Origin of the sequence: Methanoregula sp., from assembly GCF_050010295.1 — an archaeon.
GTDB lineage: Archaea > Halobacteriota > Methanomicrobia > Methanomicrobiales > Methanospirillaceae > Methanoregula.
This window is the reverse complement of the sequence record NZ_JBEKLH010000014.1, coordinates 1-21,769: the sequence shown is the minus strand read 5'-3', so window position 1 is coordinate 21,769 and position 21,769 is coordinate 1. Positions and strand designations below refer to the sequence as shown.

20 protein-coding genes are annotated in these 21,769 nt (G+C 46.9%); 18 read left to right on the top strand and 2 right to left on the bottom strand.

From position 1 onward, the window contains the following. Positions 1–12: 12 nt before the first annotated feature. The 12 genes from ABSB80_RS12825 to ABSB80_RS12770 all read left to right on the top strand — a co-directional run bounded on the left by ABSB80_RS12825 (position 13) and on the right by ABSB80_RS12770 (position 13,156). Positions 13–489 carry a dTDP-4-dehydrorhamnose 3,5-epimerase family protein gene (locus ABSB80_RS12825; protein WP_428371025.1) on the top strand — a complete coding sequence of 159 codons (477 nt, stop codon included), beginning with the start codon at positions 13–15 and terminating at the stop codon, positions 487–489. A gap of 21 nt (positions 490–510) precedes the next feature. Continuing rightward, positions 511–1,473, top strand: a complete 963-nt coding sequence (gene rfbB / locus ABSB80_RS12820) for a dTDP-glucose 4,6-dehydratase (RefSeq protein WP_428371024.1) — start codon at positions 511–513, stop codon at positions 1,471–1,473. 11 nt (positions 1,474–1,484) lie between these two features. Further along, positions 1,485–2,276, top strand: a complete 792-nt coding sequence (gene rfbD, locus ABSB80_RS12815) for a dTDP-4-dehydrorhamnose reductase (protein WP_428371023.1) — start codon at positions 1,485–1,487, stop codon at positions 2,274–2,276. A 1-nt stretch (position 2,277) separates the two neighbouring features. After that, positions 2,278–3,012: a sugar phosphate nucleotidyltransferase gene (locus ABSB80_RS12810; protein WP_428371022.1), complete on the top strand. Its 735-nt coding sequence runs from the start codon at positions 2,278–2,280 to the stop codon at positions 3,010–3,012. Positions 3,013–3,324: 312 nt separating this feature from the next. Further along, positions 3,325–4,263: a glycosyltransferase family 2 protein gene (locus tag ABSB80_RS12805; RefSeq protein ID WP_428371021.1), complete on the top strand. Its 939-nt coding sequence runs from the start codon at positions 3,325–3,327 to the stop codon at positions 4,261–4,263. A gap of 171 nt (positions 4,264–4,434) precedes the next feature. Further along, positions 4,435–5,442: a glycosyltransferase family 2 protein gene (locus ABSB80_RS12800; RefSeq protein ID WP_428371038.1), complete on the top strand. Its 1,008-nt coding sequence runs from the start codon at positions 4,435–4,437 to the stop codon at positions 5,440–5,442. 48 nt (positions 5,443–5,490) lie between these two features. Further along, a complete protein-coding gene (locus tag ABSB80_RS12795; protein ID WP_428371020.1) occupies positions 5,491–6,273 on the top strand; it encodes an ABC transporter permease in 783 nt (260 codons plus the stop codon). Continuing rightward, positions 6,270–8,108 (top strand): ABC transporter ATP-binding protein, encoded by a 1,839-nt coding sequence (locus ABSB80_RS12790; RefSeq protein ID WP_428371019.1) that lies wholly within the window; start codon positions 6,270–6,272, stop codon positions 8,106–8,108. The genes ABSB80_RS12795 and ABSB80_RS12790 overlap by 4 nt, the downstream gene beginning before the upstream one ends. Positions 8,109–8,121: 13 nt before the next feature. Next, positions 8,122–11,073 carry a glycosyltransferase gene (locus ABSB80_RS12785; RefSeq protein WP_428371018.1) on the top strand — a complete coding sequence of 984 codons (2,952 nt, stop codon included), beginning with the start codon at positions 8,122–8,124 and terminating at the stop codon, positions 11,071–11,073. Beyond that, positions 11,073–12,260, top strand: coding sequence for a glycosyltransferase family 4 protein (locus tag ABSB80_RS12780; protein WP_428371017.1), 1,188 nt, complete (start codon positions 11,073–11,075; stop codon positions 12,258–12,260). The genes ABSB80_RS12785 and ABSB80_RS12780 overlap by 1 nt, the downstream gene beginning before the upstream one ends. 59 nt (positions 12,261–12,319) lie before the next feature. Beyond that, positions 12,320–12,655 (top strand): class I SAM-dependent methyltransferase, encoded by a 336-nt coding sequence (locus ABSB80_RS12775; protein ID WP_428371016.1) that lies wholly within the window; start codon positions 12,320–12,322, stop codon positions 12,653–12,655. Positions 12,656–12,733: 78 nt separating this feature from the next. Then, positions 12,734–13,156 (top strand): hypothetical protein, encoded by a 423-nt coding sequence (locus tag ABSB80_RS12770; protein ID WP_428371015.1) that lies wholly within the window; start codon positions 12,734–12,736, stop codon positions 13,154–13,156. A gap of 31 nt (positions 13,157–13,187) precedes the next feature. Here ABSB80_RS12770 and ABSB80_RS12765 read toward each other — a convergent pair whose 3' ends face one another. Next, positions 13,188–13,418: a hypothetical protein gene (locus tag ABSB80_RS12765; protein WP_428371014.1), complete on the bottom strand. Its 231-nt coding sequence runs from the start codon at positions 13,416–13,418 to the stop codon at positions 13,188–13,190. Positions 13,419–14,133: 715 nt separating this feature from the next. Here ABSB80_RS12765 and ABSB80_RS12760 point away from each other — a divergent pair. From ABSB80_RS12760 to ABSB80_RS12735, 6 genes are all read left to right on the top strand, one after another. Continuing rightward, positions 14,134–15,405 (top strand): UDP-glucose dehydrogenase family protein, encoded by a 1,272-nt coding sequence (locus ABSB80_RS12760; RefSeq protein WP_428371013.1) that lies wholly within the window; start codon positions 14,134–14,136, stop codon positions 15,403–15,405. 27 nt (positions 15,406–15,432) lie between these two features. Then, on the top strand, positions 15,433–16,320 hold the full coding sequence (gene galU / locus ABSB80_RS12755) for a UTP--glucose-1-phosphate uridylyltransferase GalU (protein ID WP_428371012.1): 888 nt from the start codon (positions 15,433–15,435) through the stop codon (positions 16,318–16,320). Beyond that, a complete protein-coding gene (locus ABSB80_RS12750) occupies positions 16,317–17,327 on the top strand; it encodes a UDP-glucuronic acid decarboxylase family protein (RefSeq protein ID WP_428371011.1) in 1,011 nt (336 codons plus the stop codon). The genes galU and ABSB80_RS12750 overlap by 4 nt, the downstream gene beginning before the upstream one ends. A gap of 134 nt (positions 17,328–17,461) precedes the next feature. After that, positions 17,462–18,571 carry an NAD-dependent epimerase/dehydratase family protein gene (locus tag ABSB80_RS12745; protein ID WP_428371010.1) on the top strand — a complete coding sequence of 370 codons (1,110 nt, stop codon included), beginning with the start codon at positions 17,462–17,464 and terminating at the stop codon, positions 18,569–18,571. 518 nt (positions 18,572–19,089) lie between these two features. Continuing rightward, a complete protein-coding gene (locus ABSB80_RS12740; RefSeq protein ID WP_428371009.1) occupies positions 19,090–19,830 on the top strand; it encodes a zinc ribbon domain-containing protein in 741 nt (246 codons plus the stop codon). A gap of 301 nt (positions 19,831–20,131) precedes the next feature. Next, the gene (locus ABSB80_RS12735) at positions 20,132–20,401 is read left to right on the top strand and encodes a hypothetical protein (protein ID WP_428371008.1); all 270 of its coding nucleotides are present in this window, start codon (positions 20,132–20,134) and stop codon (positions 20,399–20,401) included. A gap of 705 nt (positions 20,402–21,106) precedes the next feature. On the opposite strand, the gene ABSB80_RS12730 is transcribed toward ABSB80_RS12735, so the two are convergent. Then, positions 21,107–21,769 (bottom strand): hypothetical protein (locus tag ABSB80_RS12730; protein WP_428371007.1); only part of this gene is annotated, 663 nt, incomplete at its 5' end.

Here is a 21,769-nt window from a genome sequence, read left to right as displayed (position 1 = left end):
CAATTATATTGCATGGGAAAGTCCATAGAGGGCGTCGTGCTAAAAAACCTGCGGGTGATCCCTGATGAACGGGGCTGGCTTATGGAGATCCTGCGGTGCGACGATCCGCTTTTCAAAAAATTCGGACAGGTATACCTCACAACCGCATATCCCGGTGTAGTGAAAGCCTGGCACTACCATATGAAACAGACCGATAATTTTACCTGTATACGGGGAATGATGAAAGTTGCGCTCTATGATGCTCGGACGGAGTCCGCAACCCGTGAGGCATTGATGGAGCTCTTTGTTGGCGAGAAGAATCCGGTCCTCATCAGTGTTCCCCCTGGTGTTTACCACGGGTTCAAGGCGATCGGGACGGACACCGCATATTTCCTGAGTGTCCCCACCCTGCCGTACAATTATGCGGAACCGGATGAATACCGTATTCCGCCGGATACGCCGGATATTCCCTATGACTGGGGACTGGCGCCGGGACTGAACCATGGATAACTGCTTCGGCAGGCGCAATTTATGAGACTCCTTGTCACCGGTGGCGCCGGTTTTATCGGGAGCAATTTCATACGGCACATGTTCAGTTCTCATCCGGACTGCGAGATTGTCAACTTTGATCTCCTGACATATGCCGGGAACCCCAAAAATCTGCGGGGTGTCGATGCCAAACCGGGATATACCTTTATCAGAGGGGATATCTGTAACCGGGATATCGTCATGGCCACACTAAGCAGATTCGATGTGGATGCGATCGTGCATTTTGCTGCTGAGAGCCACGTGGACCGGTCTATTTTGGATGCTTCGGTGTTTGTCAGGACCAACGTCCTGGGAACTCATACCCTTCTTGAAGCCGCACGCCTGCATGACGTCCCCCGGTTCATCCATATCTCAACCGATGAAGTATACGGGAGCACGACGGGAGACTCATTCCGGGAAGAGGATATTCTCACTCCGTCCAGCCCTTATTCCGCAAGCAAGGCAGGATCGGATCTGCTGGCATTGTCCTATTCTATGACGTATCATCTTCCGGTCATCGTCACCCGGTGCACGAACAACTTCGGCCCCTACCAGTATCCGGAGAAACTGATTCCTCTGTTTGTCACCAACCTCATGGAGGGGAAGAAAGTACCAGTCTATGGCACCGGGAAAAATGTCCGGGACTGGATCCATGTAATCGATCATTGCCGGGCAGTGGAGTTTCTTCTTGAGCGGGGGGTTCCCGGGGAGGTCTATAATATCGGTGGGGGAAATGAGAGGACCAATCTCGAAATTACCGAGAAGATCCTCCAGCTGCTCAACCAAGACGAGACCATGATCCAGTATGTCACCGATCGTCCTGGCCATGACTTCCGGTATTCCCTTGATTGCTCGAAACTACGGAAGATGGGCTGGACACCCCGCTACTCCTTTAATGATGCCCTCGGGGAAACAGTTGAATGGTATTCCCGGAATGAATGGTGGTGGAGACCATTAAAAAAATAAATTCCCGGAAAATGGTAATTTTTGGCACAAACGGGATGCTTGGCCATGCCCTGAGTGAGGTTTTGCCCGATGCCATTCATCTCGGGCATCCTGACGTTGATATCACGGACGAGATCCCGGTAAAAAAAGTGATCCTCCGGGAACGCCCGTTTGCTGTTATCAATGCGGCTGCGTACACGGATGTCGATGGCTGTGAAGAGAATCAGGATCTTGCCCGGGAAGTGAATGGCCGGGCTCCAGGGTATATCGCTGCGGCATGTTCTGAAGCGGGGGCACTTCTTGTCCACTACAGTACCGATTATGTTTTTGATGGCACACGGAGGGATTACCAGGAAGATGATCATCCGAATCCGATCAATGCGTACGGAGAATCGAAACTGCTGGGGGAGGTCTCAATTCAGAAAAACCTCAAGAATTACCGGATTATTCGAACCTCGTGGCTTTTCGGGGGCCATGGGAAAAATTTTGTGGACACGATCCTGTCGCTCTCCCGGCAGATGCCTGCAGTCCGCGTGGTGAACGACCAGATCGGGAAACCGACGTATACGATCGATCTGGCGCGTGCCACGCCGGACATTATCTCCCGGGCCCCGGGCATCTACCATATCACGAATGAAGGCCAGTGCAGCTGGTACGAGTTTGCGCGTGCCTTCATCCCCAACGCTGTGCCCTGCACAACAGCAGAATTTCCCCGGAGAGCGAAACGTCCTGAATATTCCGTTCTGGTGAATACAAAGACTCTCCCCCTCCGGCACTGGAGGGAGGCGGTTTTGGAATATATCCATGCAAAGGAGAGAACCTGATATGAAGGGAATCATTCTTGCGGGCGGGACCGGATCCCGGCTCTTCCCGCTCACGAAGGTGACCAACAAGCACCTGTTGCCGGTCTATGATAAGCCAATGATCTACTATCCGCTCGGTACGCTGATCCAGGCTGGTATCACGGATATCATGATCGTCTCCGGCCGCGGGCATGCCGGGCACTTTCTTGAGCTTCTGGGCTCCGGTGCAGAGTTCGGGGTACGGCTGACCTATGAGATCCAAGAGAAAGCGGGAGGGATCGCCGAAGCGCTCGGGCTTGCGGAAAACTGGGCCGATGAGGAGGAAGTAGCCGTGATTCTTGGCGACAACATCTTCCAGGACAACGTGCACGCAGACGTCGCCTCCTTTACGGAAGGAGCAAGGATCTTTTTAAAGGAAGTCCCCGATGCCCAGCGGTTCGGGGTCGCCGAACTCGCTCATGGCCGCGTCGTTTCGATCGAGGAGAAGCCGAAGCACCCCAAAACGAATTATGCCGTGACCGGTCTGTACTTGTATGACCGGGAGGTCTTCCCTTTCATCAGAACCCTGAAACCTTCAGGACGGGGCGAGCTTGAGATCACCGATGTGAATAATGCATATATCGAGAAGGGTATGATGCAGTATGCCCTTTTGAATGGATACTGGAGCGATGCCGGGACCTTTGGCAGTCTTCTCCGGGCGAGCATCCTCGTGGAACAGAACCGGAATAGCCAGGAAAAGGGAGTGCCCCCCGTCTAAACCTGTCTCCAATATTTAATGAACCTTTTCCCTTGTGCTGAAGTTGTACATGTTACCGTATGAAAAAGTCTCATCATCACGACAGTGTTCATTTTGTGATGAGATCTGCAACGACAATTTTGGGATGCATGTAAGAGATACTGTTTTATTTGGGAACCGGGCTTACTATTTCAAATAAGCATTCGACCAGTTTCTGTTGCGGGAGCCTGTCGTTATTGCAGATAGAGAGGATATTCATGAGCGAATTATGTCTGGTAAAACCTGCCTGTCCGAAATGGAGGAATTAATCCAAAGAAGGAGGAATGAAAATCAATGGATGAATTCTTGATCTCACCGGATCCAAAAACAGCCCGACGGCCATTGGTTTATATCATCATCCTCCATTATAACAGAATATCTGATACGGTATTGACCCTGGAATCGGTTCAATCCCTACAGTATGATAATTTCAGGGTTCTTCTTGTAGACAACGATCCAACACATGGGATTACACGGGAGATACTGTCACAGTTTCCCCAGGTCGAGTTTCAAAAAAATTCTGAAAATCTTGGATATGCCGGGGGAAACAATATCGGTATCCGGATAGCAATTGCGCGAGGTGCTGAGTTTCTTTTGATCCTGAATAATGATGTTATCGTTGAAACAGATATTCTTACTGAGCTCGTGCGGGTTATGGAAAAAAATGAACTATGTGCCGCATGCCAACCTATCGTGGTATATAATGATCGGGATGATTACATCTGGTCTGCCGGGACGGAATTTTATTTCGGCTATCCGCGCCTTTACCTCAAAAATAAGGAACGAAGTAAGGTTATCTTTCACGATCCCGTGAAGATTTTTGGACTGGTGGGGTGTGCACTTCTCATGCGAGGCGCAGCGGTCAGGGATATCGGAATGTTTGATGAAGACTTGTTTTTAATGCACGAGGAGACCGACTGGTGTATACGGGCTAAAAAAAGAGGATATGGCCTTTTCGTTGTTGATACGGCGATTGTTCGTCACAAAATATCTGCGTCACTGGTCATGTTCAGCAAGCAGTACCTTTACTATGTTTCCCGGAACTGGCTGCTCGTGGCAGGAAAACATTTTCCTCTCAGTACTTATTTCTATGTTCTCGCAACGGAATTTTTTCTCCGCTTTCCCTACTATGTAATTCACCTTGCACAGCAGAAAAAAACCCGGCTGATCCAGTATTACCTCAAGGGTGTGATTGACGGTATTTCCGGAATTTCCGGAAAGGGGGATTTCTAATCTGCAGGAGGTATCGGGCTCTCCGGGTATTGTCCTGATGTGTTTTCACATGGTTTATACTGATGGCAATCAGAGTGCTCACCAGTTTCCAAGGATCAATCCGGCGCCAGGGCGAACCAGTAGTTCGGCACACCATTTGATATGATACCAGCCCGGACTGATATACAGGCAATGAATCCATCACAATACCCGGGTATGTCTTACCCCCCTTTGATCAGTGTTGTTATCGTTAATTTCAATGGACAGAGATTTTTATCGGACTGTTTCAGTTCACTCTTTCGCGAGACCTACCCTAAGTTTGAAGTGATCCTTATTGATAATGCATCCCGGGACGGGAGTGTTGAATTTGTACGGGAAAAATTCCCTGATGTGAAAATATTTGTGCAGAAATCGAATCTCGGGTTTGCCGGAGGGGCCAATTCAGGTATCCGGAAAGCGCAGGGAGAATTTATATTTACCCTGAATAATGATACGATGGTCTCCGCCGGATGTCTGGACGAGCTAATAAAACCCATGATGGAGGATCCCGGGGTAGGCGTGTGTGCATCCAAAATGGTCTTTCCGGATGGACGTATCAATTCGACCGCTATCTGTATATCCCGCAGCGGTGCGGCCTGGGATCGGGGGATATTTGAAGAGGACCACGGCCAGTATGATCGCAAGGAAGAGGTTTTTGGGGCGTGTGCAGGTGCTGCCCTTTACCGGAAAGCGATGCTCGACCAGATCGGGCTCTTTGACGAGGACTTTTTTGCGTATATGGAGGATGTGGATCTTGCATTCCGGGCGAGGCTTTCAGGATGGACGTGCATCTATGTTCCTACTGCCACAATCATACATAAACACGGTGGGACTTCCGGATTCAATTCGGATCTATCCATCTACTACAGAAACAGGAACGTGGTATGGACTGTTGTGAAAAATTTCCCGGTAAAGATGCTGATTGCATATCTTCCCTGGATTGTGGGAAGAAATATTAGTATTATACCATATTATGTGATGCAGGGGAAATCTCTGACCATACTGAAATCAAAGATGGATCTGATATTAGGTATTAACAAAATGATGAAAAAAAGGAGGACGATAATGATGGCTGTCTCTGATGATAAGATCAAAAAATGGATCTCCCCCCGGGCAAAAATTCCTCTGGAACGAAAGCCAAAGAAGCGTAATATTTCATAATACAATGTATATAGTGTTATGAAAGAATACCCGTGACGGAAGGTATCTATGCTGAATATCGTATCCTATCGTGGTCTTATCTGGAATTTTGTCAAACGCGATATCTCCTCGAAGTACGTTGGGTCGCTCCTTGGGTTGTACTGGTCGGTGATTAACCCTATCATTACCCTTGTCATTTATATCCTCGTATTCGGGGTTTTTTTAAAGGTCCGTCTCCCCGGTGATACTGATATCTGGGACTTTGCCCTGTACTTTGCTGCGGGGTTCCTGCCGTGGACGGCGTTTCAGAATTCGGTTATGAGGGCGGCCGGTTCGATCATCGATAACAAGAACTATATCAAGAAAGTTCCCTTCCCCAGTGAAATTTTCCCCATCTATGTGACATTGTCGGAATTCGTGAACCTTCTCATCAGTCTTGGCATTTTCTTTGCGCTTTTTGTAATCCTGAAAGGTGTGCCGACGATCTTCATTCTCCTGCTGCCTCTTGCTATTCTCTTGCAGATGATGTTCACGTTCTCGCTCGCATTTTTCCTCTCCAGCGGGGCTGTCTTTTTCCGGGATATTCCTCAGATGCTTGGGGCGATCTTTTTGATCTGGTTCTGGGCAACCCCGATCGCTTATACGGTAAACCTGATCCCGGCTGGTTTCCAGTGGATTGTAACCTGGAATCCCGCATATTATATGCTGGAGATCTATCGCGACGCACTCTTTTACGGGAAATTTCCGGAACTTTCGATTATCGTGCCGTTCCTTGTCTTTTCCGTTGTACTGTTTGTGGTCAGCATCTGGTTCTTCCGGAAGACAAAAAGCGGGTTTGGTGAGCTGCTGTGAATGCAATTTCTGTCCACCAGCTCGGGAAAAAGTTCAAGTTGTTCCCCTCACCGGGCGGGCGATTCCTGGAGTACCTGAGTGCCGGCAGGATAACCCGGCATACCGATTTCTGGGCGCTGCAGGATATCTCTTTTGAAATCCCCCGTGGGGAAACTCTGGGTATCCTTGGGCAGAATGGTTCCGGGAAGAGTACGCTCCTTGGTATCCTGGCGGGTGTGCTTTATCCCAGTGCTGGGTCGTTTGAGATCGAAGGGAAAGTCTCCGCCATTCTTGAACTGGGATCCGGTTTCCACCCGGAATTTTCCGGCCGGGACAACGTGTACATGTACGGCTCGATCATGGGGTTGTCAAAGGCGGACGTCGATGCGCGTTATGCGGAGATCGTGAGGTTCTCTGAGCTGGGGGATTTCATCGACCAGCCCCTGCGCACGTACTCTTCCGGGATGATCGTCCGGCTCGCGTTCTCCGTTGCGGTGAACGTGGATGCCGATATCCTGATCGTGGACGAGGCGCTTGCGGTCGGCGACGCGATCTTCCAGCACCGGTGTTTCCGGAAGATCCGGGAAATGCAGGAGGCGGGAAAGACCATCCTCTATGTCGGCCACGACACCGAAGCGGTCCGGAATCTCTGCACGTCAGCACTGCTATTAGATGGTGGGCGGATCATCGAGCGCGGGGATCCGAATACCGTTGTGAACAAGTACTATGCGCTCATCGCAGAGCGGGAGCGGACGTACAGCGAGGGGAACCTGATCGAACACGGAGTGGTTCCGGGCGAGGAATACGAAACCGTGTACGATCTCATCCAGCATCTTTCCGGAGCAAAAATTGAAAGTGCCAAAGGAGTGCCCGTCCAGGCACAGATGGTGGAGATTCAGTCCGTCCCCCGGCGCGTAATCTTTGCGCACCCGCCCTCGCAGATAACATACACGGTTTCTGTTGAACCGGGGTCGTCGCTTGCCTTTGCAATCGGCATTCTCCCGTCGGCATGGGAAAAGATCCCGCAGGGGGTAAAATTCGATATTGATGTGGCGTCTGACGGGGTGGCAGCAGAATCTCTCTTTTCCCGTTTGCTCATGCCGAAGAGAAATATCGGGGACCGGGGGTGGCACAATTTCATTCTCCCGCTGGACAAATTTTCAGGAAAAACGGTTTCCCTGATGTTCAGTACCTCGGGTTCCGGGGATGATCTGAGTTATTGCTGGGCAGCATGGGGATGGGGGAAGATAGTAAAATCCTGTAAATCGCCCACAGTACCTCTCTCAAGTCAGGTTAGTGATCTCAATCAGAGTTCCGCATCTGAGAATGCATCATTGGGGAAACCGATTAAAACTAGGATTGGAAATAAGAAAGCAGAGATCTTTTTTGTGGAATTAGTTGACGAGAAAAATAATCCCCGATCAACCTTTCATTTTGGTGAAATCGCGTATTTAAGGTTTTTTATCAAGTTTAATAGCATGGTTAATTGTAAAACTACCGCTGGATGTACCATTCGCAGTAAATATCAGGATATTTATTTGATCAACACTCGATGGGAGAAAAAAGATATCCCTCCTAAAAATAAAGGGGATATCTCATCACTCACTATTAAATTTCCGGTAAAATTAGGTGCAGGCATCTATTCCATCACCCCTGCGATAGCTATTGTGCATGCTGATGATGATGTATTTTTACCGACAGATGTTGAGATGTTAGACAGTCTTGAAGATCATCTCTGGATAAAAGTAATTCATGATAAATATACGGGTCTCATTGATTTAGAAGCGAAAATTGAAATATGTGAGGATGGCAATATAAATAATTCAAATCTGTCTTTTATGGATTTTAACAGATAAAAGAGTATTACATATGCTTGAGTGGACCGGAGAACGATATTTACCCTATATTGATCCTTCAATATGCGGTGCCGAAATACATTATGAGCATCTGCATCGCTATGCCTTTGCATCGCAATATACAAAAGGTAAAAAAGTTCTTGATCTTGCGTCTGGTGAGGGATATGGAACATTCCTTCTTTCCCTGAGTGCTCAATGTGTTATCGGTGTCGAAATAGATCATGAGGTGGCAACTCATGCTTCAAACACCTATAAAAACGGAAATATTGAGTTCAGAGAAGGATCAATACTCAACATACCGATTGATGGAGAGAAAATATTTGATGTGATTGTGTGCTTTGAGGCAATCGAACACATCACAGAACATGATACCCTTTTTTTTGAGATTAAACGTTTATTAAAGGATGACGGTCTATTGATAATTTCGACACCGAATAAGCAAACATATACTGATGATCGTAATTTTCATAATCCATTTCATCAAAAAGAATTGTATCACTCTGAATTTTATAACCTTTTGAGAAAAAATTTTTTAAATGTTTATTTATTTGGTCAGAAAGTTTTTTCCGGATCTTCAATTTATCCTGCATCGGGAAAGACAACGCATCTCTCCAGTGAATTTGTTATTACACTGGAGGGGCATCAATTTTCTTTTGTAAACGATGTCGAAAAAATGCCAATTTATTTTGTCGCACTCGCATCTAATAATAAATTAGATACAGATGAAATCCGAAAAAGTTACTTAATTGATAAATCAAATACAGAAATAGCACTTTTCAACAGTAAAATTCATGAATGTAATGCATCAATTCAGTCTCTTGAACAATCAGTATCTTATCGGGATGCTCAACTTCACGAAGCGAATACGCAAGTACAATCCCTGACGCAGGCTGTAACCACGAAAGATCAGCAGTTACAGGAAATCAACACGCAAGTACAATCCCTGACGCAGGCTGTAACCACGAAAGATCAGCAGTTACAGGAAATCAACACGCAAGTACAATCCCTGACGCAGGCTGTAACCACGAAAGATCAGCAGTTACAGGAACAAATTGCCCATATTCACTCTCTTGAACAGAAGATTTTTTCTATTGACAAAAGTATCGTTTGGCAATTCACGATGAAATTTCATAACAAGGTTGTCGAGAGGATTCTCCCCCAGTATACGCGAAGACGAAGATATTATGATCTTGGAAGAGCCGGTGGAAAAATCCTCATAAACGACGGATACCATGCATTTTATCAATCGGTTGACCGATATTTCCATAAAAAAAATGAATTGGGTGATTGCCAGAAGAGGATTGAACAAAATAAATCTGTACCTTGTGACTTAGACCAGTTAAAGAAAAGTTCTCAAAATTTTTCCTATTGCCCCACGATCAGCATCATTACTCCAGTTTGGAATACCGATGAAAAATTGCTCCGTTTTGCTATTGATTCTGTCATTAATCAGGTTTATGATAACTGGGAACTCTGTATTGTGGATGGTGGTTCAACGAAAAGTTATATAAAACCGGTTTTGGAAGAATATGCTAAAAAGAATCCACGTATCAAGATAAAATTCCTGACAGAAAACAAAGGTATCTCTGAAAATTCTAATGAGACGTTATCCCTTGCAACCGGGGAATTTATCGGATTCCTCGATCATGATGATGAACTGGCACCGTTGGCTCTTTATGAAGTTGTAAAATTATTAAATCAACACATCGATGCTGAGATTATTTACAGTGATGAAGACAAAATTACAAAGGATGGTGATTTTTGTGAGCCATTCTATAAACCCGACTGGTCACCGGAGTATTTCAGAGGTGTCATGTATGTGGGTCATCTATTGATTATACGAAAATCCCTTACAGAAAAAGTGGGAGTATTTGATAAAACATTTGATTATATTCAAGATTATGAATTTATGTTAAGATTATCTGAAAAAACTCAGAAGATTTACCATATTCCCAAGATCCTTTATCATTGGAGGAAAACGCAAGGGAGTATCGCTTTGAATACTGATTCCAAAGGAGATATTAGCGATAAACAGGTTATTGCTGTAAATTCACATTTAAAGAGAGTGAATTTACCTGCATCAGCTCAACGTGGGCTGACACCTCACAGAGTCGTCATTAAGCCATTCTTACGATCAGATTACCCGTTGGTAAGTATTATCATCCCCACAAGGGATAAACCCGAATTAATCGAAAGATGCTTAAAAAGTATCTATGAACTCACGACATATCCCCATTTTGAAGTACTTCTTATTGATAATAATACAACAGATCAGGCTGCAAAAAAAATTATCGATGCGTATCCCTGTAAAAAAAGTTCTTACTTTGAGGAATTCAATTTTTCTAAAATCAATAATCTTGGTGCAAAGAATGCAAACGGAGATTACTTGATTTTCCTGAATAACGACACCCAGATCCTTTCCGGGGACTGGATTCACAATTTGTTGTACTATGCAGAACAGGAGGATATAGCTGCAGTGGGTCCTCTCCTAAAATTCCCGAATAACACCGTTCAGCATGCCGGGGTGGTTCTTGGATTCAGAGGAACCGCAGACCATATTATGAGGGGCTTTACCGTAGATTGCGACGGGTATGCTGGATCATTAACCTGTGCCCGGGAAGTTTCTGCGGTCACGGCGGCTTGTATGATGGTTAAAAAATCAGTATTCTGGGATGTTGGTGGGTTTAATGAACATTACTCTCTCATTTACCAAGATATTGATTTATGTTTAAAATTTATTTCGCGGGGGTATCGAATAATCTTTAATCCGCGCGTGGTAATTACACACTACGAATCTTCCACCAGAAACAAGAACCAGTATGATTTTATTGACCGGAATCTCTTTTTGGATCAATGGAGCGAAATTATTGAAAAAGGCGATAAATATTACAACGAGAATTTTGATTTAATAAAATATGGCCAAAGGAGTTCAGGATATACTGTTAAAGGAAAGGGGACCCTTTGATGGCAAATATTTTATTTATCACCTATCATGATTTTTCCAGTAACAGTGCTATTCAGATACATAATTTTGCGAATACTTTAGTAAAAACAGGCAACGATTGCTGTATTGCTGTACCTTCTAATAAAGAATCAGTGAAGAATTTTATGGGTGGGGATATACGATATATTCCATTAAATTATGCTGATTTGGATGAGACGAAATTATTTCCAAACGGAAACGGACCGGATATCATCCATGCATGGACCCCCAGGGAAATTGTAAGAAAACAATGTATACTTTCATTGAAAAAATTTAATTGTAAATTGATTATTCATTTGGAAGATAACGAAGAATTACTCCTGGAAAATGCATTAGGAATATCCATTGACATTTTAAAGACATATCCTCCTGAAAAATTGAATGCGTGCGTCCCGGATTCCCTATCTCATCCTTTTTTTTATAAGGATTTTATAAATCTTGCTGACGGCGTAACCATGATAATGGATAAATTGATTGATTTCGTTCCGCACGATAAAAAACATTTAATTTTGTGGCCCGGGGTGGATAGCTCGCGATTTGAACCAAGTCAGGTGAATGAAGATCTGAAAAGAAAATGGGGTATCAGTAAAAAAGAACTCGTTCTTTGTTATACCGGGAATGTTCATTTTGCCAATGCTAAAGAAGTTAGGAGTCTCTATCTTGCCGTCGCAATATTAAACAGGGAGGGGATCCCTACCAAATTAATTCGTGCGGGAAAAGATTTTACTAATTTTTTAGGGGGCGATGCCGAATGGGCACACAGACATTCAATAGAGTTGGGTTTTCTACCGAATAAAAAAATACCCGAGTTGCTCAATATTGCTGATATCCTTGTTCAACCGGGAAAATCAGACAGATTTAATGAGTACCGATTGCCCTCAAAACTGCCGGAATTTTTTATCATGGAAAAACCGATTATTCTTCCCAAAGCAAATGTCGGTCGGTTTATTCAGGATTATCAAGAGGGACTCTTACTAGAGAAAGGGGATGCTTTGGATATTGTAAATAAAATCAAATTGATTGTTGCTGATAAAGAGTTATATAAACGATTATCTCACGGGGGGCATCTTTTTGCTTTAAGAATGTTTGATTTAGATACAAATACGAAAAAATTGGATGCTTTTTATAAAACAATCCTGAATCCTCAAAAAACAATGAAATTTCATTAAGCGGATACAATGGGTCAAATCAAAACAGTGACTTATTTGCGAAATATGATAACTATCCTGTGACCGAACTGTCCTATCCTACCGTCAAAGATTTTTGTGACAGTGTAGAGAATTTCAAGGATTTATGTTCATTGAATGGTGATTTAAAAAACGTTCAAAGACCTTGGCTTGTCAAAACAATACTTAGGATTTTACCGGAAGGAAGTAAATTGTTGGAGATCGGAGCCGGTGAGCCAAAAGTAGCGGATTTTTTAAATAAGTTGGAATATAAGGTAACAATAATCGATCCCTATGATGGCACTGGAAATGGACCCACCGAATTTGAATATTTTAAAAAATGTTATCCAGATATTAGGATAATAAAAAATTATTTTGAATATGTGCCGATTCCCTAAAGAATAAATCATTTGATTGTAATTATTCCATATCCGTATTAGCATATTCCCGATTATCAGATCCCGAAAATTTTCAGCGTGATTAGAGATCTTTTAAAGCCTTCAGGCTATTCGATCCATTGCATCGATTATGTATTATCAGGTAATGGTGCGGAAGAGCACAGTACTAAGCTTCGGATAATTGCCAATGAACACGATATACTCCCCATGCTTGACACAACAATAAATAAATTATCCGATGACGTGGAAACGTATTTTCTGTCAGATGAAGGGCATTATTTTTGGAAAGGTCAGAAAAGGTATGATGAGTTTCCATTTCGGAGGGTTGTATCCATCAATATGATAAAAAAATGTCGTAGACAGGGCTCTGTTGAAATCCGAATTTTCATTACCAAGAGTTTTACTCCCTTGATTTGGTCAATATTTCCAGAAGCAAGTACGCTCAATTTTTCAGTTTCTAAAAAGATTGAGAGGTTATATGCTATTGATGGATCTGGATGATGTGTTTTTAGATCATCCACGGGGATAGTTGTCACTGGCGGTGTAAAATTCCCGCTTTCGGCGGGAAAAAATCCACCAGATAAACCTCCGGCAGGAACCTGGTGGTAGTGGCAACGATCCTATGAAGATCTCCGGACTGAGTAGATGTATACTCTTTAAATTTCCCAGATCGCACGGAGTCCATCTCCTGTCCGACTCCGTTCATGAATACATTCCTGAAGGCCATCGTGCATCTGCCCTCCATGAAAAGGATATAATCCATCTATTCTAAAAATACCCGATTATACCGCATTTTCCAGTATTTTTCAAAAAACGGCGGCCACAGGCCTTTCCGTGGCCGATCGTCCCGGGAACCGATCTGAAATACCTCCCTTTTTTCAGGGATGCTATACGGCCGCTAAATTGCAGGGTCAAAAAGTCAGGAAAACAATTTGTCCGGGAAAAAACGCATGTAAAACACTATTTTTCAGGAGCGTGGACATCGTTTCCTGTGGAACCTGGAGACGGAATCTGGAACCGTGGAATCGGGGGCTGATTCAGGCCGGATTTGTCGTGAGGAGTGCAGGTATCTCCATGCTCTATTTTTAGGACTGCCCGGGACTGTATCCTGACTAAGCCCGTAAAGGGCTCCGATTCCTGGATTCACCTTCCGGAAAACCTCGTAACACATCCGGATTTGACGATGATCCGGACATCTTCCATTTGGGGTTTTTTGGGGAAAATACATCCATATAGTCTCAAGAAATTAGCCCCATGATCGGGGCGAGTTTTGTTCCGGATATACTTTGGTCTTCCTGAGGGACGGTCAGTCGCGCACAGGGCTTGGGGAATTGGGCGCAAGAACAACCCGGAGTATTTCTGTAATGATTATTCTGCCACCGGTTGAGGTGAGAGATATATTTTCATGGTTATTTATCCAAATAGTACAACAACAAAAATTACTCTCAGAATAATCTGGTTCCTTTGTGGTGCATCCGATGAAAATTTCAGTTGTGGGTGGGGGCTACGTCGGTCTTGTGACCGGGACGTGTTTTGCGGAACTCGGACATAACGTAACAATAATCGAGATCGATCCTGAAAAAGTGCGGGCGATCAATAACGGAAAGCCCCCGATATATGAAAACGGGCTGGAAGATCTGCTGAAAAAGAATACCGCCAGAAGACTCCGTGCAAGTACCGGGTATAAACCTGTGACAGACGCCGATATTGTTTTTATCAGCGTTGGTACTCCGCCAAAACCGGATGGCAGCGCGAACCTTGCGTATATTGCATCCGCGAGCACCTCGATCGGGGAAGCGTTGAAAAACACCTCCACCTATTGTGTTGTCGTTGTAAAAAGCACGGTTCCCCCGGGCACTACTGATAAAATTGTACGGCCTGCAGTTCTTCTGGAATCCGGAAAAACCGAAAAGGAGATCGGATTTGCGATGAATCCCGAGTTTCTCCGGGAGGGGCGGGCAGTTGAGGACTTCCTGCACCCGGATCGCATCGTGATCGGCAGCAGCGATTCGCGTGCAGGCAACCGGGTCGCTGAAGTATACACGGATATCCGGGCCCCGGTCCTCCGTACTGGCCTGACTGCGGCAGAGATGATCAAGTACGCTTCCAATGCATTCCTTGCCACCAAGATCTCATTCTCCAACGAGATCGGAAACATCTGCAAAAGACTGGGAATCGATGTGTACGAGGTTATGCAGGGGGTCGGCCCTGACCCGAGGATCGGCCCCCGGTTCCTGAACGCAGGGGCCGGTTTTGGGGGGAGCTGTTTCCCCAAGGATGTGTCCGCCCTGATCTCTCTTGCTGAATCCTGCGGAGAGGATCCCCAGTTACTCAGATCGGTGATTGAAGTAAATGAGCAGCAACCGCAGCGGATGATACAACTCCTTGAGCGGCATGTCCCCTCACTGAACGGGAAAAAGATCGCGGTACTTGGCCTGGCATTCAAGGATAATACGGATGATATCCGGGACTCCCGCGCAATTCCGGTGATCGAGGCACTCGTAAAGAAGGGGGCGCGGGTTGCAGCCTATGATCCCATGGCCATACCGTCAATGCGGAAATTATTTCCGGATATTGAGTACTGCGTGAAGGTCGAAGATGCACTCACCGCTGCAGAGGGATGTCTCGTGATGACCGAGTGGCCGGAGTTTTCCCAGCTCGACAAGGAATTTGACCTTATGGCGCAGAGGGTGATTATTGAAGGGCGGCGGATTTTATGCTGTGATACGACAGAGGGAATATGCTGGTAATATCCACTCTTCCGGAGATTTGAAACTATGACAAAAGGACCGATCGTGAGGAGAGTTGTCATCCCCGCAGCCGGACTGGGTACGAGATTTTTGCCCATGACAAAAGCCCAGCCCAAGGAGATGCTTCCGGTCGTCGATAAACCTGTGATCCAGTACGTGGTGGAGGAAGCGATCCAATCCGGCATCACCGATATCCTCATCGTCACCGGGCGCAACAAGCGTGCCATCGAGGATCACTTCGACCGGTGCTTCGAGCTGGAAGCGAAGTTAAGCAACCATGAAAAAAACCCCTTCACGGAAGCCCTTAGGTCGCTCTCGGATTTTCCAGACATCCACTTCATCCGCCAGCGGGAGCAGAAAGGGCTCGGGGACGCCGTACTCCTTGCCGAGCGGCACTGCGACAGCGAACCGTTTGCCGTGTTGCTTGGCGATACCATCTGCATCTCACCAAAAAACGTGAGCCCCTGTACCCGCCAGATGACGGACGCCTTCGACCGCTATCACCGACCGGTCATTGCGGTGGAACCGGTAGCGCGGAACAAGATCAAGGATTACGGGATCATTGATGGCCGTAAGATTGAAGATGGTGTTTATGAAATAAACGACATCGTGGAAAAACCCGAGCCGGAGGATGCGCCTTCAAACCTCGGCGCGATCGGGAGATATGTCCTGACACCTGATATATTCCCCCTACTGCGTGAGGGAACCCCGGGGGTTGCCGGGGAGATCCAGCTCACGGATGCGCTCCGCAGACTCGATGAACCCCTGGGGCTGGTCACCAACTGCCGGCGCTACGATATCGGCGACAAACTGGGCTGGATGAAGTCCAGCATCGAGCTCACGCTCGAACGGGAAGAGTTTGCCGGCGAACTTAGACCCTTTTTATTCCGTCTCCTGAAGGGGGATCGTTCATGACATTTGACCCGCAGGAAGAACTCGACGTAATACGCAGGAATCTCGGTGATATATCCTTTGAAGACCGGCACATACTTGTCACAGGAGGTGCTGGATTCCTTGGCTCTTGGATGTGCGAGGCCCTGATAAACTCCGGTGCATACGTCACCTGTGTCGATAACTTTGCCAGCGGACAGAAAGTAAACATACAATCCCTTATGGATCACGAGCGCTTCCGGTTTATCGAGCACGATATTTCAACACCGCTTCCGGTTGAAACACCCCTGGACTATATCTTCCACATGGCAAGCCGTGCATCGCCGTTTGAGTTCGAGCACTACCCGATCCAGATCCTCAAGGCAAATACAATGGGGGTGCTGGTAGCACTGGGGATCGCAAAGAAGCACCAGGCACGGATCGTCTACACATCCACGAGCGAGGTATACGGGAATCCCGACATTGTCCCGACACCTGAGACCTACCACGGCAATGTTAACTGTGTCGGCCCGAGGGGATGCTATGATGAGGCAAAGCGGTGCGGGGAGGCATACGTGATGGCGTACCGGCGGCAGCACCATCTCGATACCCGCATTGCCCGGATCTTCAATACCTACGGTCCCCGCATCCGTACCGACGGTATCTATGGCCGGGTCATTCCCCGGTTTATCGATCAGGCACTGACCGGCAAACCCATCACGGTGTTCGGCGACGGTTCCCAGACCCGGAGTTTTACCTATGTGACCGACCAGATCGAAGGGCTTCTCCGATTGGCGGCACTTGATGCAGCTGAAGGGCAGGTGATCAATATTGGGAACACGAATGAGATCATGGTGCTCGAACTCGCCAAAAAAGTGATTGCACTTACGGGATCGGAGTCGTCCTTGTCATTCCACCTGCTGCCGGAAGACGATCCCCTGCGAAGGCGGCCGGACGTTGCCCGGGCAAAAGAAATCCTAGGATGGGAACCAAAGGCTTCGCTGGAGGCCGGGCTTGTAAGAACGATTGCGTGGATAAAGATACAAAACTGAAATATATGAAAAAGCCGGTAAATGCTTCCAGAACCCTGTAGTTCCGCTATACTATACTCTTTTATTGTATCCGTGAAAGATAAATAAGATATAATTCTGCGAAAAATAAATGCCCTCTCAGAAGTGAATAATCAATGAAAAATGTAATAATTACCGGTTCAAGCGGACTAATCGGCAGCGCATGTGTTGAAAAATTCCTTCACGAAGGCTGGGACGTAACCGGAGTTGACAACTTCGCCCGGGCAAAATTGTTTGGGGCAGATGCAGATACCCATAGCAATCTTGATCCGTTAAAAAATAAAAAGAATTTTACATTCGTTGAATCCGATATCAGAAATAACGAGGTCGTTACGCCGTTGATCAAGAATGCAGATGCGATTGTGCATTTGGCTGCCCAACCTTCCCACCCGCGTTCACTGGAGATCCCCATGGAAGATTTTCAGATCAATGCGTTTGGTACCCTGAACCTTCTTGAATTAACCCGGAAATATAATCCGGAGATCCCGTTTGCATATATGTCCTCCAATAAAGTCTACGGGGACTATCCCAATTTTTACAATTACACAATTATTGAAAACGAGATCTATAAGCGGTTCGAGAATACTGGATTTGAATCCTTTGACGAATACCTGCCGATTGACGGGTGTGGCCATACACCGTTTGGGGTATCAAAAGCTGCCGCTGATATGTACTGCCAGGAATATGCGATAAATTACGGGATGACCACGGCAACCTTCCGGGGAGGATGCCTCATCGGGTCTCACCAGAAAGCAGTTGAGATGCACGGGTTCTTGGGATTTTTCACAAAACAGATCCTGCTCCAGAACAAATTGTTTGTCTATGGTGGGGGATACAGAGTTCGTGACAATATTCATTCAAGCGATGTAGCCGATGTGCTTTACCGCTGGGTGACCCACCCCAGACCATCACAGACCGGAAAATTCGGAAAACCCTATAATCTCGGCGGCATGCGTGCCAATTCTGTCTCGATCTATGAGACCATTGCGGCCATTGAAGCAAAAACCGGGTTAAAAGCCAATTTCGAAGAAGCTCCCGAACGTGAAAGTGACCATCTCTGGTGGATCAGCAATATGTCAAGGTTCAAAAATGATTATCCTGACTGGAAAGGTCCACAAAGAGATCTGGATTACATTTTTAATGAACTCCTCCAGAACTGGATCGATATCTTCCATCTTAATGTGGATCTCAAGGAACCGTACTACTTCCGAGTGCTCCGTAAATGAAGATTCTGATTACCGGGGGGCCGGGTTTGTCGGGTCAAAACTTGCGATTTTCCTGAAAAATCATCTGCCTGCCTCCTCAGTTATCTGGTTTGATAATCTGAAACGGAGAGGCTCCGAGCTGAATCTTACCCGGTTAAAGAGGCCGGTATACGATTCATCCATGGGGATGTGAGAAATGCGGAAGATTTCGAGGCCATCCCTCCCTTTGACCTGATGATCGAATGCTCGGCAGAACCTTCGGTGCCTAGCGGAACAATAACCGGCCTCACGGCAGTCTGGATTTCGAAAATATTGAATCTCCGGACTCGCGTTCTGGAAAAGACTATCTCACGAGGCTATCCTCGGTATCAGTATCAGAATTTTTGGTTGATGGGAATATGATACATTCAAATTCTCTTACGTAATGATCCTTGAAAAATTATTTCAAGACTGTTCAACTATCGGCGTTCTTCGAAAGCCTCATATATTTTTCTCGGCAAACATCCCACTGTTGAAAGAATAAAGGGGGGAAGTTACCTATGGATGATCCAGAACTACACGGTGGTGAGAGAATTCTTATCCGGACCGCGAAGGTCCATGTAAAATCGATCTCGTTTGAAGCAATCCTCACTAACAAACGAATCGTCCTTATCGACAGAGTAAAAAATATCCTGCCCCAAAAAGAGATCCCCCTTGCCACGATCCAGACCGTGGAGGCCGGGGAGAATGCGATTCGCGAGACGGTGATCACGCTTACCGTGGTCACCAGGAGCGCGGGGATGCGGCAGATGGTGCTGACTTTCTCCCGCGAAAGTGGTGGAAACCGGGCAAAAGAACGCAACGAATGGGTGCGATTGATAAAGGAGAACATCGACCCTTCCTTCGCGCAGGTCAGTACGGTTATTCCGGGTATTGACCCGGCAGAAAAGGCTGCCCCGGTGCCCCCCCCCAGATTCAAAATTATCGGATCCGCGGTACCGCAGACACCCGCTGCACCCTATGAGCAGGCTACAAAGCCACAGCCGGTTAAAAAAATTGTAGAATCACCTTCGGCGGCATCGCGGCAGGCTCCCCCAGTACCGGCAGCCGCTCCTGCAGCGGTGCCAACCATGTCCTCTTCTGTAACGCTGGGAACGTATTGCACCAAATGCGGGACGAGGGTGCCGGATGGTTCGGGGTTCTGCAACAGGTGCGGCTCCCGGATTATCGTCCGGGGGGGGGAGACGTGCCTCAGGTCCCGGTCGCCATTCCCACGCCCGCCGCACCTGTGCAGACCGTAAAAAAAGAGCGGCTGATTGATCAAAAGATCCAGTCTGTAGATCCCCTCATCGAACGTTCATCCGTAATAATTCCCCGTGATCCCCAGGATGCAATCCCGCCGGAACCTGCAGCAGTACAGGAGACACAACCAGCGGCCATCCCTGCAGCAGCGCAGCCGCAAAAAAGGTTTATCCCCCGGCTCTCTTCTCCCCAAAGGATCATTCCTCCCCACAGCTCGGGTCTATACCCCTCCCAAAACCCCGGAGCAGAAAGAACCTGGTTTTTGTCCTTGGTATCGTTATTGTCATCATTATAGCGGTTGTGGCAATCGCCGTTGTCCTGCCAAAAACGGGATCCATAAAGAGCATTCTGCCGGGGTTCAACAGTTCGGGATCTTCAACGACGGCAACTATCCCCACCGTTACCGTGGCTCAGGCCGCAACAACAGGAACGACCGTGCCGGCCACGCAGGTAATTAACCAGGCCGCATCAATCATGACATCGGTGACAACCACACCGGTGATAATTAATCAGGAAGCATCAATCATGACATCGGTGACAGAGAAGGTCACTCTATCCCCGAACGAATAATTGTCGGTAAAGTAATATTGGTCCGGTGTGATATCCCGAATTACTATTACACAAATAACCATTTCTGCGCATAGGCCCGGATCCTCACCGGAGGTAATCTGTATCAGAAGACGTGAGACGGTTCATAGTAATCGAGACTCGTGTGAGGTTTGATCGTGCTTATTTCAATGAACGATCTCATCGATAACCCAATTTCCTGATTCTTCGTTTAACCTCACCAAGAAAACCGTTCAATTTACCCCTTGTTCTGGGGTTTTTCACCTTGGCGACAATGTATTTGATATCATGCAGATAAAGGAACTCCTTGAATGCGTGCTTGGCACTTTCCCGGTCCCGGGCCAAAATGAACTGGATAGCATGGTTAGTCAGGATCCCGGGGAGGTTTCGTATCATTCCAATTCTTCGAGCGTTCATTGAACGGCTGAATAGTTACAAAAAAGATGAATGAGACATTATTTCAGAACTGTACATTCTCTCCCTGCCCCACCATGCTCGAAGTTCTTGCGAACTTCTCACACTTCGTGGTTCTGACGAACCACTCAGTCCTCGGAGAGACCCTGAGGCGGGGAACCCTCCTCACACATTTAACGATTTTCATGGTTCCGGTGTGTACCGGACCGGTTCATGCCCGTTTCTCCAGAAGCGGAAAATTTTAAAAAAATGATAGGGGATGAAACCCCCCTCACTGATTCTATTTTTTTGCGTTCAGATCCATTTGCCTGCTAACGGGGTGTCAGTGGGTAGGCCATAGTTGAAGGCTGTGACTGTTCCACCGCCATTCGTGTTGCTGGACGCAAGGTAGAACGTACCGGTCGATGGCCGGAATACTCCTACGGTGTCATAACCCTGACCAGTCCAGTCTCCTACTACCGGTATGTCACCGGCCAAGCCAAAGGTGAAGGCTGTGACTGTTCCACCGCCATTCGTGTTGCTGGACGCAAGGTAGAACGTACCGGTTGACGACCGGAATACTCCTACGGTAGTACCCTGACTGTTCGTCCATCTGCCTGCTATCGGGGTGTCAGTGGGTAGGCCATAGTTGAAGGCGTTGACTGTTCCACCGCCATTCGTGTTGCTGGACGCAAGGTAGAACGTACCGGTTGAAGACCGGAATACTCCTACGGTAGTACCCTGACCGCTCCAGTCTCCTGCTATCGGGGTGTCAGTGGGTAGGCCATAGTTGAAGGCGTTGACTGTTCCACCGCCATTCGTGTTGCTGGACGCAAGGTAGAACGTACCGGTTGACGACCGGAATACTCCTACGGTAGCACCCTGACCGCTCCAGTTTCCTCTTATCGGGGTGTCAGTGGGTAGGCCATAGTTGAAGGCGTTGACTGTTCCACCGCCATTCGTGTTGCTGGACGCAAG